The sequence below is a fragment of the Lewinellaceae bacterium genome (assembly GCA_020636105.1).
Classification (GTDB): domain Bacteria; phylum Bacteroidota; class Bacteroidia; order Chitinophagales; family Saprospiraceae; genus BCD1.
In genome coordinates, this window is record JACJYL010000002.1 from 1,462,017 (window position 1) to 1,478,015 (window position 15,999).

Here is a 15,999-nt window from a genome sequence, read left to right on the forward strand (position 1 = left end):
GCAGCGCACCGAAACATGGTTTTTATCGAAAAAATGCAACTCAGCAATAAAAGCCTCATGGTAACATCCGCAGAGTTCTGGGTTCAATTGCCTAAATATATCCCTTCGGGACAATTCCAATTCAGATGGGTGCAGCGCACCAATATCTTTGTTGCCAAACAAAGATTAGAGGAATCAAGGTGCAGCGCACCGTAATCTCGTTTTTGCCGAAAAATTGCAGCTCAGCAAAAAAGCCTCATGGTAACATCCGCAGAGTTCTGGGTTCAATAACATAAATATATCCTTCCCGGGAAATTCCTATTATCACAGGTGCAGCGCACCGATATCTTTGTTGTCAAACAAAGATTAGAGGAATCAAGGTGCAGCGCACCGTAACCTCGTTTTTGCCGAAAAATTGCAGCTCAGCAATAAAGCCTCATGGTAACATCCGCAGAGTTCTGGGTTCAATAACATAAATATATCCTTTCGGGAGAATTCCAATTCAGATGGGTGCAGCCCACCAATATCTTTGTTGTCAAACAAAGATTAGAGGAATCAAGGTGCAGCGCACCGTAACCTCGTTTTATCGAAAAAATGCAAATCAGCAATAAAAGCCTCCGTGACCGCATTCGCAAAATGCTAAGATCAATTGCCTAAATATATCCTTCCCGGGAAATTCCTATTATCACAGGTGCAGCGCACCAATATCTTTGTTGCCAAACAAAGATTAGAGGAATCAAGGTGCAGCGCACCGTAATCTCGTTTTTGCCGAAAAATTGCAGCTCAGCAAAAAAGCCTCATGGTAACATCCGCAGAGTTCTGGGTTCAATAACATAAATATATCCTTCCCGGGAAATTCCTATTATCACAGGTGCAGCGCACCGATATCTTTGTTGTCAAACAAAGATTAGAGGAATCAAGGTGCAGCGCACCGTAACCTCGTTTTTGCCGAAAAATTGCAGCTCAGCAAAAAAGCCTCATGGTAACATCCGCAGAGTTCTGGGTTCAATAGCCTAAATATATCCTTTCGAGGGAATTCCAATTCAGATGGGTGCAGCGCACCAATATCTTTGTTGTCAAACAAAGATTAAAGGGAGTCAAGGTGCAGCGCACCGTAACATGGTTTTTGCCGAAAAAACCTTCAATTTTCAAAAATATGGCAGATATAGAAATTTTTTCCTTTCAAAAATGTCACATTTTCAAACCTCACGGCTTTTATAATTAAAAGGTTGTTCTTTTTTGAAAAATTCAAGAACAGCTCAATCTAAAACTGATTCAAAAAATCAAAAAAATCATGGCTAACTCCTATACACAATTCTATGTCCATCTAGTTTTTTGCCCAAAGCACAGGGCGGCGCTCATTCAAAAAAACTGGAGAGATAAATTGGAAAAATACATTACTGGTATCGTCCAAACTCAGGGCCACAAGATGCTGGCCATCTATGCTATGCCCGATCATATACATATCTTCATCGGCTACAATGTGAATCAGAAAATACCTGATTTAGTAAATGCTATAAAGACCTCAAGCAGTACCTGGATTAAGGATAATAATTTGTCCCGATTAAAATTCGATTGGCAAAGAGGCTATGGTGCTTTTTCTCATTCCAGATCAAAGGTGGATACTGTGGTAAGGTATGTGAAGAATCAGGAGGCACATCATGCCATAAAATCTTTTCGTCAGGAATATTTGGAAATTCTCAGGAAAAATGATGTTGAATTCAAAGAGGAATATCTGTTTGAATTTTTTGATGATGTTCGAGGTTGGGAATAGGTTTTTTTAAATTTGCAGGGTTAATTATTTCATTCAATGAAAAGGTTGCGGTGCGCTGCACCTTGGCTGATTGGGGGATTTTTTTTAACAAAGGTTTCGGTGCGATGCACCTGTTCATCTCAGGAAAAATGCAACTATGCAATAAAAGCCTCCGTGGCCGCATCTGCAAAGTTTTTTGATCAATAGGCTAAATATAATTCTTTCAGAGAAATTCCTATTTTCACTGGTGCAGCGCACCGAAACATGGTTTTTATCGAAAAAATGCAACTCAGCAATCCGCAGAGTTCTGGGTTCAATAACATAAATATATCCTTTCGGGAGAATTCCAATTCAGATGGGTGCAGCGCACCGATATCTTTGTTGTCAAACAAAGATTAAAGGAATCAAGGTGCAGCGCACCGTAACCTCGTTTTATCGAAAAAATGCAAATCAGCAATAAAAGCCTCCGTGCCGCATTCGCAAAATGCTAAGATCAATTGCTTAAATATATCCTTTCGAGGGAATTCCAATTCAGATGGGTGCAGCGCACCAATATCTTTGTTGCCAAACAAAGATTAGAGGAATCAAGGTGCAGCGCACCGTAATCTCGTTTTTGCCGAAAAATTGCAGCTCAGCAAAAAAGCCTCATGGTAACATCCGCAGAGTTCTGGGTTCAATTGCCTAAATATATCCTTCCTGGGAAATTCCTATTTTCACTGGTGCAGCGCACCAATATCTTTGTTGTCAAACAAAGATTAAAGGAATCAAGGTGCAGCGCACCGTAACCTCGTTTTTGCCGAAAAATTTTGCCATTTATGCAAAATTTTTCTTTATACGCCACCTTAACTACCGAGGGCAACATTCATATCTAAAAAGTTATTCTTTGTTAATATTTCGGTTGCCTTGAGGAAAAACAATATTTTCGCTCCTGTTGATTAACTTTGCCGGATATGCAAATAAATAAAATCCAATTGTTAAAAAAAGGGATTCGTATATTTTTATTGGTGTTCATGACTGCAAACCTATGGTATTGTGCCAATGTCGTGGCACCCAAAGGCGGACCGAAAGACGAAACGCCTCCTCGGCTGTTATTGGACAAATCCTCCCCCAATATGCAAACCAATTTTACCATTCAGGATATAAAATTGGAATTTGATGAATGGGTGGAACTCAATGACGTATTCAACCAGATCGTCATTTCCCCTCCTGTAGACCGAAAAGATTATGAAGTCAAAATCAAGGGTAGATCCATCGTATTCCATTTTAAAGAAACGGCCATTTTACGCGAGAACGCCACCTACACCATCAATTTTGGTGAAGCGGTTCGGGACATCACGGAACGGAACCCGGCAGAAAACCTGCGATATGTTTTTTCGACAGGCAGTGTAATTGATTCCCTCACGGTTAGCGGCCAGGTATTGGATGCCAGGACGAAGGAACCTGTGAAAGATGCCTTTTTTATGCTCTATGAAAACCTGGCCGATAGTGTAGTGCGTACCGAGAATCCGTTTTATTTCGGAAAAACCAATGAAGCAGGAAGTTTCCTCATTCAAAATGTACGGGCCGGAACGTTCAAAGGGTTTGCCATCAAAAGGGTGGACCAGAATTACAAATATGACAATCCAGCAGAGTTGATTGGATTTCCAGATGACTTTATCGTAGTAGGAGACACCACTAATATTGTTCCCGATTCTACCGGCAAACGTACTATGCCTCCCGTTAAGATACCTGCAATTCTTCTTTTCCAGGAAAGGTTACCACTCTACATTTCCAAAGTCGACTCTATGAAGTATGGTTATTTAAACCTAACCTTTAACGGGCCTCCGGGCAACATAACCCTGGAATACTCCGGTTTGAATACATTAAATGATTCCCCTCCCCAAACGAACTACGAAGTGGACAGCTTACATATTTGGTATGACCAATCAGGAGATAATACCTGGCAACTACTCGTTCGTAAAGACAGCCTTCTAAATGATACCATCCCGATTAAGGCACGCGACAGAAGTAACTTCCTGAATTCCGAAACCTTAAAATATATCCCCGGGATATCCACTAAACCCGGCAAGTTAAATCCTTCTTTTCCAATTGAAGCAGGGTTCTCCCGGCCTCTTTCAGCCTTCGATACGGCTTTTATCCGACTGTTAGCCGATACGGCGCTGCAAGTGATCCAACCAATCCTGATTATTGATTCGACAGATCGCAGAAAATTACTGATCAGCTTTCCATGGAAAGCTTCCCTTTCTTATTCACTCAATATTTTCCCAGGAGGGGTGGAAGATATGTTCGGGCTCAAAAACAAGGATACCCTACAAATAAAATACGTTACTGACCTGAAAAAGTCTTACGGTAACATAAAGATAAACATGGAAGGTCTGCAGGACAGCCTTTCTTATCTCGGAGAGCTTTTGGATAAAAATGAAAAGGTAATCCAGGCTTTTTCGGTTACGGGTAAAGAAAATTTTGTACTATCTGTCAACGCACTTCCCCCTGGGGATTATCATATCAAAATAGTCACCGACCTCAATAAAAACGGAATTTGGGATACCGGGAGTTATGATGACAAACGCCAGCCGGAACCTATTTACGAGAAGGTACTGGAAAAATTACGGGCCAACTGGGATGTTGAAACTTCAATTAATCTGGAAGAAGGTTAAATTTAATTGTTTTCCAAAGCAAACATGAGTCATTAATTCCCATAGGAATGCTCAAAATCGAGATTATTTTCATTAGTAAAACAGAAAATTACCCTGTACCGATTATATTTGTGTGTTCTTTAATGCTTAGCGGCCATTGGCGGCCCATTGACCACCTGAGGTCATCGTCGATATAAGAAGAGAAAAAAATTATCTATGGAAGTGTGGGAAAAAGATTTCGAGTGGCAACACTTGAGGCGATGGATCAAAGAAAGATTCAATAAAAAAGGAGTGCCTGATTTGAATAGCATTCTTTTCCTGATAGGGATTCAGGAGCTTGGAAAAATCCAGGAGGCTTTTTCGAAGGAAGAAAAACAAGATCTTATGCATATTGCCATTTGCAGGCTCCTGAGCAGTGACGGGCACTACAAATATCTTGGAAAGGATGTGGATGGATGGCCTCAGTGGGAGCTGTTAAAACCCATTGATCAATCAGGGGTTAAAAACCAGGAAGAGTTGCTCAAAACAAAAATTGTTGAATACTTTCGACCGTTCATCGTTGAAAAATAAACACATTACTAAACCATATTATCCCGTAAGGGTAAACAAAACGATTGGCCCTGTAAATGATTATCGTCAATGCTAACCGAAGTGACAAATTCATTTTTTCTTCCTGGGTTAAAATCAAAACAATCAGACAAAATGAAACGAATTTTTACTTTTTTCATTTTTGCTATTACACTTGCCGCTTGTCAAACAGGGACAAATAAAGGGGTCACTTATGCCGAGATTGATACTGATTTTGGAAAGATGAAAGTGATGCTTTACAATTCCACCCCGATTCATCGGGACAATTTCATCAAACTGGTCAAGGAAGGATATTATGACGGCCTGTTATTCCATCGTGTAAAAAATGCCTTTATGATCCAGGGCGGTGACCCGGACTCCAGAAATGCCGAGCCAGGACAGCGATTCGGTCTGGGGGGCCCAGGTTATGAACTCGACCCGGAAATCGGTGCTCCACACCTCAAAGGTGCCTTGGCGGCGGCCCGCACCCCAAACCCTCAAAAACGCTCTTCGGGATCACAGTTTTACATCGTGCAAGGCATGCCCATTACGGAGGAATACCTCGACCAGTTGGAACAGCAGAAAGGATTGAAATACAATCCTGAGCAGCGAAAACTTTACCAGGAACTGGGTGGAACCCCTTTCCTCGATGGTGATTACACTGTCTTCGGAGAAGTGGTGGAAGGAATGGAGGTTATCGACAAAATAGCCGCCGTAAAGACCGATAATGCTGACCGCCCCTTTGAAGATATTAAAATGAACATTCGAATTCTAAAGTAAATACAGCTTTTATAATTAACAATGATACACACAAAGTCGATCCTTCTTTTTTTATCCCTGTCTTTCTTCCTGCTGGTTTCCTGCGGACGTCCCATCGCCAAATTCACTTATGACGACTCACCCAAAGCTGCCACGCCCATACAATTTGAAAATGAATCCGAAAAAGCGGAACGTTTTGAATGGGATTTCGGAGACGGTAACACCTCTGAGGAGGTTGCCCCTTCACACCGTTATATGTCTTCGGGAAACTACCTTGTACGCATGAAGGCCATCAACAGCAAGAATAAAGTACAGGAAAAGAAAATGCGCATTGTGGTCGATGCCCCCGAATTGTGTCTCATTGAGTTAAAAACGCCCTACGGTAGTATTCTTATTCAGTTATACGATTCTACACCAAAACACCAGGACAATTTTGTCAAACTGGCCGAACAACATTTTTTTGACAGTCTTTTGTTCCATAGGGTCATCCAGGGTTTTATGGTACAGGGCGGTGATCCTCAGTCCAAAAATGCCAGGGAAGGAATGCCCCTGGGCATGGGAGGACCAGGTTATACCATTCCTGCTGAATTTGTAGATTCGCTGGTTCATATCAGAGGCGCTATCGCCGCAGCGCGTCTCCCGGATAATGTTAATCCCAAGAGAAATTCTTCCGGGTCACAGTTTTACATCGTTCAGGGACGGCCAGTTACTGAATCGGATCTGGATAAACTGGAAGCTCAAAAAGGTCAACGCTACAGCCAGGCCCAGAGAGATGCTTATCTAAAATACGGAGGCACTCCTTTCCTGGATCGCGACTACACCGTTTTTGGACGCGTGCTGGAAGGCATGGACATTATTGATAAAATTGCAGCAATCAAAACGGACGGTCGTGACCGGCCCATTGAAGATATATGGATGATCATAAGGCCCATCCACTAATTTTTTAACACCATTTTTTTGAAAGCAGCAAACGACAGTCAAGTTAAAATGACTATAGTATCAAATTATTAAAAGATTTATCAATTGACCTCGGGAACACTCCGGGGATAAAAAAAACAATCTATGGATCGGTATATTCTTGGTATTGATGTAGGCGGGACAGGAATCAAAGGAGGCGTTGTAGATATTGTAACAGGGCAATTACTGGCAGACCGGAAAAGGCTGCTCACTCCAAAGCCCGCCACCCCTGAAAGTGTAGCTTTGGCTTTCGCCGAATTAGTCAGAATGCATGACTGGAAGGGACCTGTCGCCGCAGGTTTCCCTGCTGTGGTCAAAAATGGAATATGCCTTACTGCTTCCAATATTGAAAAATCCTGGATTGGTACTTCTATTGAAAAAATATTCTCCGAGGCATGTGGTTGTCCTGTTACCGCAGTAAACGATGCTGATGCCGCAGGCCTTGCGATGATGAAACTGGATGTCGGAAAAGGAAAAAAGGGACTCGTCATCGTCCTGACTATTGGAACGGGGATTGGTTCTGCCTTGTTCTACGATGGAGAACTCATTGCCAATACGGAATTGGGACACCTGTTTTTTAAGGGAGATATTGCTGAGCGCTACTGTTCCAACATAGTCAGGGAAAGCCAGAATATGTCATGGGAAAAATGGGGTGGGCAGTTAAACGAATACCTGCTGCATCTCAATAAAATATTTTCGCCGAATTGTTTCATTCTGGGCGGTGGGGTGACAAAGGAGTTTGAGCAATTCTCATCATTCCTGGATGACAGTTTGGAAGTTTATGCCACTGAATTAAAAAACGCGGCAGGCACCATCGGTGCAGCACTATACGCAGCGGAAATAAATGCCAAAAAATAAATATTCGCTTATTAAGGTAAATAAGAACTGAGTATGGTCTGGATTTCCTCATCATACTCCAGTTCAGGTACCATATCAAAGATTACCGTATAGTCTTCTCCTCCTTCTTCCATAACCTGCCACAACAAAAGGCTGGCTTCTTTTCTGCGTCCCAGGCTAAACAAACAAGCCACCTGGCCAAATTGAAGGAGCGCGCTATCCGCCGTAATCTCTGCTACCGTCAGTAAGGACAAAGCATCTTCAGTACGGTCAAAACGCACCAAAAATGAGGCGTATTCCATCCAAAATCTGGTTTCATCCGGAGCGATTTCAACGGCTTTGCGAAAATGATCTTCCGCCTCTTCCAATGCCCCCAGTTCAGCTTTTGCCAGGGCGAGTCCTCCAAAATATTCTTCCCTCCCATCTTCAATTTCTACCGCTTTTTTATAAAACCTGGCGGCTTCTTTCCAGTGCCCCTGAAGCGCAAAACACTCGCCCATATGGTAATATACCTCATCATTAAGGGGGTCGAGTTTGAGGGCCTGACGGAAATATTCCACAGCTTTGGCTCCATTACCTAATTGCTGGTAGGATTCTCCTATTTTTTGAAAAAGATCACTATCTGCTTCAGCATCATCCAGCAACTCCATGTAATATTTGATGGCTTTTCTGAATTGATTGGTCTCAAAACAAAGATCTGCACAATCTCTTATGGCGTATTCAAAATTTTCATTGATGACAAAAGAAAATTCATAGGCTTCGATCGCCTCCTCATAGTTTCCCAGGTAAGCATAAGCATGACCAAGGTTATACCAGGCCATATAGGAATATGGATGCTCATTGATGATCTCTTTGTGTAAAGAAATACTTTCTTTATACTTTCGGGAAAGTTCTACGGCGAGCCAAAGGCGTTCAAGGGCCTCATCATTCTCCGGATCCAGTTTAATAGCACTTTTAAGTACCTGGAACATCAGTTCATAATCGTGATTAAACTCATGAACAAGAGATTCCATAAGATAAATCTCGCCAAAGGTGTTTTTGTTAGACAACAATTTTACATCCTCCAGCATTTCAAGGGCTTCTCCTCCTCTGTCCAGGTAAGTCAATGCCTCCGCTTTCAAGAGGGTAATCTCAAGCTGGCCAGGGGCAAAAGCTTCCGCCCGATCCAGGGTCTTGAGTGCTGCCTTTTCTTTGCCTGCATCTATGAGTAATTCTGCTTTCCGAAGATAAAAATCTACAGAAAAAAGATATCGCTCAATGGCCTGGTTGGCTACCTCGATGGCTTTATCCAATCGCTCTTCACGCTCGTAGAACTCTATGAGCTGGAGAAAGGAATTTTCATCAAAAAAAAGTGTTTGCCCACTTTTCGAACTGGATTCGTATTTGATCACCAAAGCATCAATTCCATCTCCATTATTGCCGTTTTTCGCATTCATAAAACCGCGTTTATATCTGTAAAGATATCTGCTAATCAATTGGTCCAAGAGGCAAAGCTACTCAAATTCACTTCCCACCATGGCATTTGCTTAACAAGATATACAATTTTTTTTCAAAAAAACCACTTTATTTTACAATCCTGCCCGATAATTTGAACCACATGGCACCCGTGAAGGTAAAGCAGAATCTCCTTCATTATTTACGCGGAAAATTATTTTTTGTTTGCTTTTCAGACACTTAGTTTTTGATGAAATTGATAGCAATTGACTTTCAAGTGAATAAATATTAAAAGAAATCAATATTCCGGATAAAAAAAGCCCCGACATGAAACCGGATCATGTCGGGACCGCGAAATATGTTCTTTTAATTTCCATTAGGTCGATTATTCGGGGCATTGGGGTTTCGTTTGTTTTGCATCCTGTTGAGCACCATTTTTTTGAACTCCCGCTCGGCTTTGGTTAACATGGCAATTTTACTCGGAGGAATTGCTTTTTTAAATTCCCAATAATAGGCGCGTTTCAGTTTGGTGAGGTCTTCCTCCATCTGCAGGCGGTCAAGCATGGCCTGCTCTGCTTGCGTGTCAGGCATCCAGTCCGGATCATCCTTAACGGAATACTTTTGGTTGATGGCCTTTTTCTCCTCCTCGAACCGATTGTAAATGGGCCAAAAAGCGGCAGATTCTTTTTCCGTAAATTTAAGGCGGTCCGTAATATAGGCCACCTTGGCCGCATTGATTCTCTGTTTTTTATTAGGCTGTGCCAAAAGGCCTGCCGTGGCTACAAAACTTAAAATAGCCAAAATCATCCACTTTTTCATGTGCTTAATTTTATAGTGTAAATCCTGATAATAAAATGTTCATTAAATTTTGATCAAAGTATCTCCTGAAGTTCATCCAGATTAAAGTCATCAATGATGTCATTTATGTATTCTTCAGGGAATTCATCAGAAGATCCGGCCACAGGGGAAAATGAGGAAGGGTCTATTTCTGACACTTCAATCATATCATCCAGCTCAAATTCATCGATATGCTGATTGACGTATTCTGTCACTTCAGCAGGCGTAATATTGGCCAGGTATTCTTTCTCGCTTGTCGCTGATTTTGGAAAAAAAAGATAGATACCCAGGGCAAGTACCAGTCCCAATCCGGCCACTCGCAAAACATATCGCGGTTGAAGCAGCCAATTGATGGTGTGCGCGCTATCCCGGAGCATTTTTTGTAAAAAGGAAGGTGCCGATATAGCCGCTTCCGGCACCGAATTTACACGATGCATGACATCATCCTGTAGTTGAGTGAAATAGTTCTCAGGAACCCGAAAACCATTTTTATCTATTTGTATATCCTTCAGCAATGGAGCTATTTCCTCCAATTCCTGCCTGATCTCATTCTTTTTGTCCATTATGGTATAGTGTAATTACTCTTTTTTTAAAAAGCTTTCAATTTTTTTTGCTGCATGGTGATAAGAAGCTTTTAGCGCTCCCACCGAAGTATCCAGCACTTCGGACATATTTTGGTAACTCATTTCTTCATAATACCTCATATTAAAAACCAACCGCTGCTTTTCCGGCAACTGATCCAGTGCACATTGGAGTTTCAACTGAATCTCATCCCCCTCAAAATAAGGGTCGGCCTTTAACTGGTTTTCCAGGCTATTTGATTCATCCCCAAGCGAATCTGTCCTGTTCTTTTTTTCTTTTTTCAGGAAAGTGATGGCTTCATTCGTCGCAATTCGATACAACCAGGTATAAAGGGATGATTTCCGCTGAAATCCTCCAATACTCCGGAAGACCTTTACAAAACTATTTTGAACCACATCATTGGCATTTTCGTGACTGACCACCATGCGGCGAACATGCCAATACAGGCGTTCCTGATATTTATCCATCAGCAAACGAAATCCTCGTTCCGCAAGTTGCTGGTCTACAAGCATATCCAGTATTTGTTCGTCCGACATAAGGTTTCGTAACGGCTGCAATGGGTAGTTTTTAGGTTCTGGCCTTTTGACTGCCCTGCAGTGAAATGGTTTAAAATGTTTTTTGAAAAATAAAAAATAACTGCTTAAGATGGTTTTTATAGAGATAAAAAATATTTTTGTCCTCAACTTAAACATCCATGCTAATGAAATACATTGTTTCTTTAACCGTTTTTATCCTTTTTTTATTTGGTTGTGAATTGGACCCCGGAGAAACAGGTGCCCTCCAAAAACAAGAGACCGCAGCGCTAAACCCCAATGGCGACAGCGAACTTGCCCTGCTCATGAGAGCGATGGCCGATGAATTTACGGCCGTAAAAAAAGTGATCGAGGAAGGAGGAGAAATAGGGCACATTTCCGACTTTAAGTCCATTTATACAGCGATTCCCACCAAAGAAAGTATGAAAGATAATGGATTCCAGGCTTTTGCGCAGGCTTTCCTGCAGTCAGTGGATGAACTTGAAAATAGCGAAAAAACACAAAGATCCGAAGCCTATAAGGGCGTAGTGAATGCCTGCATGAATTGCCACGAAGCCTCCTGTCACGGACCGATGAGAAGAATAGAAAAAATGTATATCCCTGAATTTGTAGGAGAATAGAATTTTATTCCAGCCCGGGAAGACAATATTGTTTGTATGCCGTTTGAAAGGGAATATCCCTGACCAGCCGTTTGTAGGTCAATTCATTGTGCCGGGGATTGGCTTCCGGTGAACGATCCTGGAAATAGACATCCGCCAGGCCCGGCAAACCGCCAACTCTATAGGCGCATTCCACCCGGCACAAAATTTCCCTTCCGGAAAGATGGGGATTGAATTTTTCTTCCACAATATAAGCCCTGCGCAGGTAATTTGACCACTGCAAACTCGTTGGCTCATTCAGCAAAAGTTTAGAGGAATTCCCCGAAGAATTGTATTCAACGAGAAATTCATCTCCCTTTTCAATGGGAAGGCCTTCCGAATAATAGGCCACCCCTGACCGTTCAAAATGAGTCTGACCATTGCTCAAAGCATCTCCCTCGGGAAAGGTGTAAAAAAAAATCCCCTGATCCCCAGACCACTTTATAGAATCAATGGTCGCAGTAGCCCTCGCCGTTTTACGGGCCATCAAAGTCTCCAATCTTTCCTGTTTTTCCTTTTCTCTTTTGCGTTTCTGATAACTGCCAAACACTAACCCCAAGGTGATAAAAAGGGCCAGTCCGACAAAAAGGGCGATAATCCGGTTACGGTTTACCCGGTTAAAAGCTTTGCGCCTCCTGTTGAGAGGGGTATCGGCATCTTTGTTCAATTTAAACTCATAAGAAAACCGCTCGCCTTTCTTTTCCACACTAACTTCACAAAGTTCTTCATCAATAAAAAAACTGTAAAGTTTATCCTCGAAAACCTTAAAATCTATCTGGACGACTTTAGAATTTACATAGATCATCAAATGGCCGGTACGCTCGCCATGAAATATGCCTACAATGTGACGCTTCCCCTGCGGGCTTAAATATGACCATCTGAATTGTGCCATTTTGCTGGTTGCTGGTTACTCGGTGCTGGTTGCTGGTTACTCGATACTGGTTATTGGGTGCTCTGTGAAAGATGCTTTTTTATAGGGATAACTTTGTTGGGCTACATATTATTTTATTGAACATTTTTTGCTCCTTTCGGGAAAAATTACAGCCCTTGCCGCATTCTCGCATTAAAAAATTCAACAATAAACCCTGCCCGATGTTAAAAAAAAGGATCAAGCCATTAATTTTATGATCCTAAACCATCACAGACCTAAATTTCTGAAAATGATCTACGAATTCAAAGGATTCCGGCCAATAGTTCACGAATCTTCATTCATTCATCCTCAGGCGACCGTCACGGGGAATGTAATCATCGGGAAAGACGTCTATGTGGGGCCGGGGGCTGCCATTCGCGGCGACTGGGGGGAAATCATTATCGAGGACGGCTGTAATGTCCAGGAAAACTGTACCATCCACATGTTTCCGGGCACCACCACCCGGCTGAAAAAAGGGGCCCATATCGGTCACGGCGCCATCATACACGGTGGCACTATCGGTGAAAATGTTTTGGTGGGAATGAACAGCGTCATCATGGATGAGGCAGAGATTGGGGACGAATGTATTATCGGCGCCCTGGCTTTTGTAAAATCCGGGGAAAAAATTCCGGCCAGGAGCCTGGTAGTCGGCAACCCGGCACGTATTATCAAACAGGTAAGCGATGAAATGATCGCCTGGAAAACCAAGGGCACCCAACTTTACCAACAACTACCCAAAGAATGTCATGAAACCTTGAAACCCTGTGAGCCGCTTCGGGAAGTGCCCGAAGACCGCCCTTCTCAGGAGAAGTTGTTTGAGGTATGGCGAAAAGCACAGAAAGACTGAGAAAAACAAGTCTTCCGGCAACCAGTAACCAGCGTTCAGAAACAAGTCTCCCAGTATCCAGCAACCAGTAACCAATATCAAGCAAAGCATCAAGCAACCAGCATCAAGCAACCAGCATCAAGCAATCTAATCCTTAATCCTCCCCCAGGACATGGTTTTTACCATCCAGTTGGGCAAACGTTTGCCAAGTTTACGCTTTTGAATATTCATATACCAACCGATCTTTTCAATAATAGGCAATTTGTGGGTCTCCACAAACTCGATCAGGGTACCGTCAGGATCTTCGATATAGGCAAAGTGACCGGCTGCCACGCCCATATCAAAACTATCCGCACTATCCACCGTAAAAGGAAATCCTTTCGCAGCACATCTTTTTCGGAGTCCGTCCATGCCCTGGATATCAAAACAGAGATGAATAAACCCGGGGTCTCCCCAAATTCTGCCTTCGTATATTTTTTGTGGCGTACGACTTTTTACGCAAATCAATTCAATTTGAGAGGGACCCAACAATTTGGAAAACGGCCCCATTCTTTCCTCCTTATGCCTCAATAAAACACGGCGTAAGGTTTCTTTTCCTCCGGGTAGGCCGGACAAATCATCAAAGACACCTTCCTTATCATAAACCACTTCGTCGTATCCCAAAATATCGCAATAAACAGTGCGGGCCTTTTCAAAATCAGTCACGCCGATCATGGCGCCGTATATGCCTCCGTTGACGGATTTATCCGCCATAAAAACGTGTTCCTCATTGACTACCTGGAAGATATTTCCGTATAAATCTCGGACAAAAAAGTGCATGTTACCTGAAGGATCGGTTACGACCTCACCCAACAGATCGAGTTCTTTTTCGGTAAAATCATGATAGGCGGCCCTGACATCCTTTGATTTCACCTTGGCGATATTGATACCGAGATCACCAATAAGAATGTCAAAACTACAGGGTTCCGGCGTTTTACCGGTATGTTGCCAAATCTCAAATCCGCCTCCTCCCTGCATATTCATGGCCAGGGCGGCATAACGTTTTCTTGGTTGGCCTGCTGTGTGTGGCAACATCAATTCAGCTACCGCCTCATCTTCAAAAACCCGGATATCCATACCAAAATTCTGACGGTACCATTTCCATGCTTCATGCAAATCGGTCACTCCGACCCCCATCTGCTGTATTCCACTGATTAAACTACTCATAAAAAAAAATTTGAGCGAAGATAATATCTTAAATTATAATTTGGAAGATCAAACAATATAAAGGCCATTAATAATCTCAAAATGACAAAAATCACCATACATCCCTGACTTTTGTCATATTTAGACACATTCTAAATAAGCTATCTTTGTTCTGTTCTTTTATCTTTTCAAACTAATAAATTTAATACACAATGAGAATTCAAGCCCTATCCATTTTTAGTCTTATCCTCCTTCTATTCTTTTCCTGCGGAGGAGAGACTCCTACAACCGACGGAACGCCTAAGCCCGCGCCGAAATCCATGATAGCGGATGAGGCGGATCCTATGGACAACTTAGGCATTGGGCCGATCACCGAAGCTATTACGCTTCCTGAAACCATTGACGAAGCCCTTGTCACCAAAGGAATTGAGGTTTACGAGGCCAAATGTACCGCCTGCCATAAACCTGACAAAAAATTCATCGGCCCTGCTCCTGCCGGTATCCTGCAAAGAAGAAATCCAACCTGGATCATGAATATGATCCTCGATCCGGAAAAAATGATCCAGGAAGATCCTATTGCAAAAAAATTGCTGATGGAATATAATGGAGCCCCTATGGCCAACCAGGGCCTTACACAGGAAGAAGCAAGAGCCATCCTGGAATATTTCAGGACTTTATAATACAATAGGAACAATGAAAAAATAAATTGACATCCTTAATCCTGTAAGTCGCTGTAAATCAGCACTTTTCAACCTGCATTCCTGCGTCTGCAGGTAGGTTTTAAATTTATCATTTTAAATTTTCCTTAGTTCCTCTTTCAAACGCTTTTCTGATGTTTTCCCCGAACGTTATATGAATTTCAAGAATGCTCAATTGACTAACCAATAACATACCCAAAAACCAAAATACGAGCCATTATTGCATATTTTAGAACGTTATAAATCAAACATCAATGAAATTCAAAATCCTATTCGTCCTGCTCGTTTCCGGGCTGGTAATTACTGCCTGTAATTCAGGAGGACCACAAAACACAGCCGCCGGAGACGCCTCTGGCAATTACGAAGCCAATACGCCGAAAGGACAGGCATCCGTTCAGGATGATGTCTCAGCCAAAAACATCTTACAAGTCGCTGCCGGCTCTCCGGACCACACCACTTTAGTGGCCGCAGTGCAGGCTGCATCAATCGAACACGTTTTGGTTAATGCAGGCCCGCTGACCGTTTTCGCACCTACAAATGCTGCCTTCGAAAAACTTCCTGAAGGAACAGTAGAAAACCTGTTGAAACCGGAAAACAAAGCTACGTTGGCAAACATTCTTACCCGCCATGCCGCTCCGGGCTCTTACGATCCTGAAGCCCTTAGAAAAGAAGCCCAAAAAGGCAGAAAACTCTACATGGCCACAGGAGATTACCTGGAGGTGACGACTGAAGGTGACGACGTTTTTGTCGATGGCAAAAAGATTCTTGGAACCATCTATACCTCAAACGGTGTCATCAATGTAATCGACGAGGTCATTTTGCCAAAAAAATAACAGAACGAAAAATTTAAAACCTAACAAAAAAAATC

Annotated in this window: 16 protein-coding genes; 10 read left to right on the top strand and 6 right to left on the bottom strand. The window is 42.5% G+C overall.

Annotated features, from left to right (window positions below; translation table 11 throughout):
- The first annotated feature begins 1,273 nt into the window (after window positions 1-1,273).
- From tnpA to H6571_23010, 6 genes are all read left to right on the top strand, one after another.
- Entirely contained in the window at window positions 1,274-1,753 is a 480-nt protein-coding gene (tnpA, locus tag H6571_22985; protein ID MCB9326611.1) for an IS200/IS605 family transposase, read from the top strand.
- Window positions 1,754-2,682: 929 nt separating this feature from the next.
- Window positions 2,683-4,389: an Ig-like domain-containing protein gene (locus H6571_22990; protein MCB9326612.1), complete on the top strand. Its 1,707-nt coding sequence runs from the start codon at window positions 2,683-2,685 to the stop codon at window positions 4,387-4,389.
- 195 nt (window positions 4,390-4,584) lie between these two features.
- Window positions 4,585-4,938 (top strand): hypothetical protein, encoded by a 354-nt coding sequence (locus tag H6571_22995; protein MCB9326613.1) that lies wholly within the window; start codon window positions 4,585-4,587, stop codon window positions 4,936-4,938.
- 132 nt (window positions 4,939-5,070) lie between these two features.
- Complete coding sequence (locus H6571_23000; protein MCB9326614.1) at window positions 5,071-5,715, top strand: peptidylprolyl isomerase; 645 nt, start codon at window positions 5,071-5,073, stop codon at window positions 5,713-5,715.
- A 21-nt stretch (window positions 5,716-5,736) separates the two neighbouring features.
- Window positions 5,737-6,633: a peptidylprolyl isomerase gene (locus H6571_23005; protein MCB9326615.1), complete on the top strand. Its 897-nt coding sequence runs from the start codon at window positions 5,737-5,739 to the stop codon at window positions 6,631-6,633.
- 123 nt (window positions 6,634-6,756) lie between these two features.
- Window positions 6,757-7,509: an ROK family protein gene (locus H6571_23010; protein MCB9326616.1), complete on the top strand. Its 753-nt coding sequence runs from the start codon at window positions 6,757-6,759 to the stop codon at window positions 7,507-7,509.
- An 11-nt stretch (window positions 7,510-7,520) separates the two neighbouring features.
- Here H6571_23010 and H6571_23015 read toward each other — a convergent pair whose 3' ends face one another.
- The 4 genes from H6571_23015 to H6571_23030 form a co-directional block, all read right to left on the bottom strand.
- Window positions 7,521-8,924, bottom strand: a complete 1,404-nt coding sequence (locus H6571_23015; GenBank protein ID MCB9326617.1) for a tetratricopeptide repeat protein — start codon at window positions 8,922-8,924, stop codon at window positions 7,521-7,523.
- Window positions 8,925-9,288: 364 nt separating this feature from the next.
- Window positions 9,289-9,741 carry a hypothetical protein gene (locus H6571_23020; protein ID MCB9326618.1) on the bottom strand — a complete coding sequence of 151 codons (453 nt, stop codon included), beginning with the start codon at window positions 9,739-9,741 and terminating at the stop codon, window positions 9,289-9,291.
- Window positions 9,742-9,794: 53 nt separating this feature from the next.
- Window positions 9,795-10,322: a hypothetical protein gene (locus H6571_23025; GenBank protein MCB9326619.1), complete on the bottom strand. Its 528-nt coding sequence runs from the start codon at window positions 10,320-10,322 to the stop codon at window positions 9,795-9,797.
- 15 nt (window positions 10,323-10,337) lie between these two features.
- Window positions 10,338-10,877 (bottom strand): RNA polymerase sigma factor, encoded by a 540-nt coding sequence (locus tag H6571_23030; protein MCB9326620.1) that lies wholly within the window; start codon window positions 10,875-10,877, stop codon window positions 10,338-10,340.
- 164 nt (window positions 10,878-11,041) lie between these two features.
- Between H6571_23030 and H6571_23035 the strand changes: the two genes are divergently transcribed.
- Entirely contained in the window at window positions 11,042-11,494 is a 453-nt protein-coding gene (locus tag H6571_23035) for a hypothetical protein (GenBank protein ID MCB9326621.1), read from the top strand.
- Window positions 11,495-11,498: 4 nt separating this feature from the next.
- Here the strand turns inward: H6571_23035 and H6571_23040 are convergent, their stop codons facing one another.
- A complete protein-coding gene (locus tag H6571_23040; protein MCB9326622.1) occupies window positions 11,499-12,404 on the bottom strand; it encodes a hypothetical protein in 906 nt (301 codons plus the stop codon).
- A 268-nt stretch (window positions 12,405-12,672) separates the two neighbouring features.
- On the opposite strand from H6571_23040, the gene H6571_23045 reads away from it, so the two are divergent.
- Entirely contained in the window at window positions 12,673-13,269 is a 597-nt protein-coding gene (locus H6571_23045; GenBank protein MCB9326623.1) for a transferase hexapeptide repeat family protein, read from the top strand.
- A 126-nt stretch (window positions 13,270-13,395) separates the two neighbouring features.
- Here the strand turns inward: H6571_23045 and H6571_23050 are convergent, their stop codons facing one another.
- Window positions 13,396-14,454: a VOC family protein gene (locus H6571_23050; protein ID MCB9326624.1), complete on the bottom strand. Its 1,059-nt coding sequence runs from the start codon at window positions 14,452-14,454 to the stop codon at window positions 13,396-13,398.
- A 191-nt stretch (window positions 14,455-14,645) separates the two neighbouring features.
- On the opposite strand from H6571_23050, the gene H6571_23055 reads away from it, so the two are divergent.
- Both H6571_23055 and H6571_23060 read left to right on the top strand, forming a co-directional pair.
- The gene (locus H6571_23055; GenBank protein MCB9326625.1) at window positions 14,646-15,113 is read left to right on the top strand and encodes a cytochrome c; all 468 of its coding nucleotides are present in this window, start codon (window positions 14,646-14,648) and stop codon (window positions 15,111-15,113) included.
- Between the two features lie 272 nt (window positions 15,114-15,385).
- Complete coding sequence (locus H6571_23060; GenBank protein MCB9326626.1) at window positions 15,386-15,964, top strand: fasciclin domain-containing protein; 579 nt, start codon at window positions 15,386-15,388, stop codon at window positions 15,962-15,964.
- The last annotated feature ends 35 nt before the right edge of the window (window positions 15,965-15,999 follow it).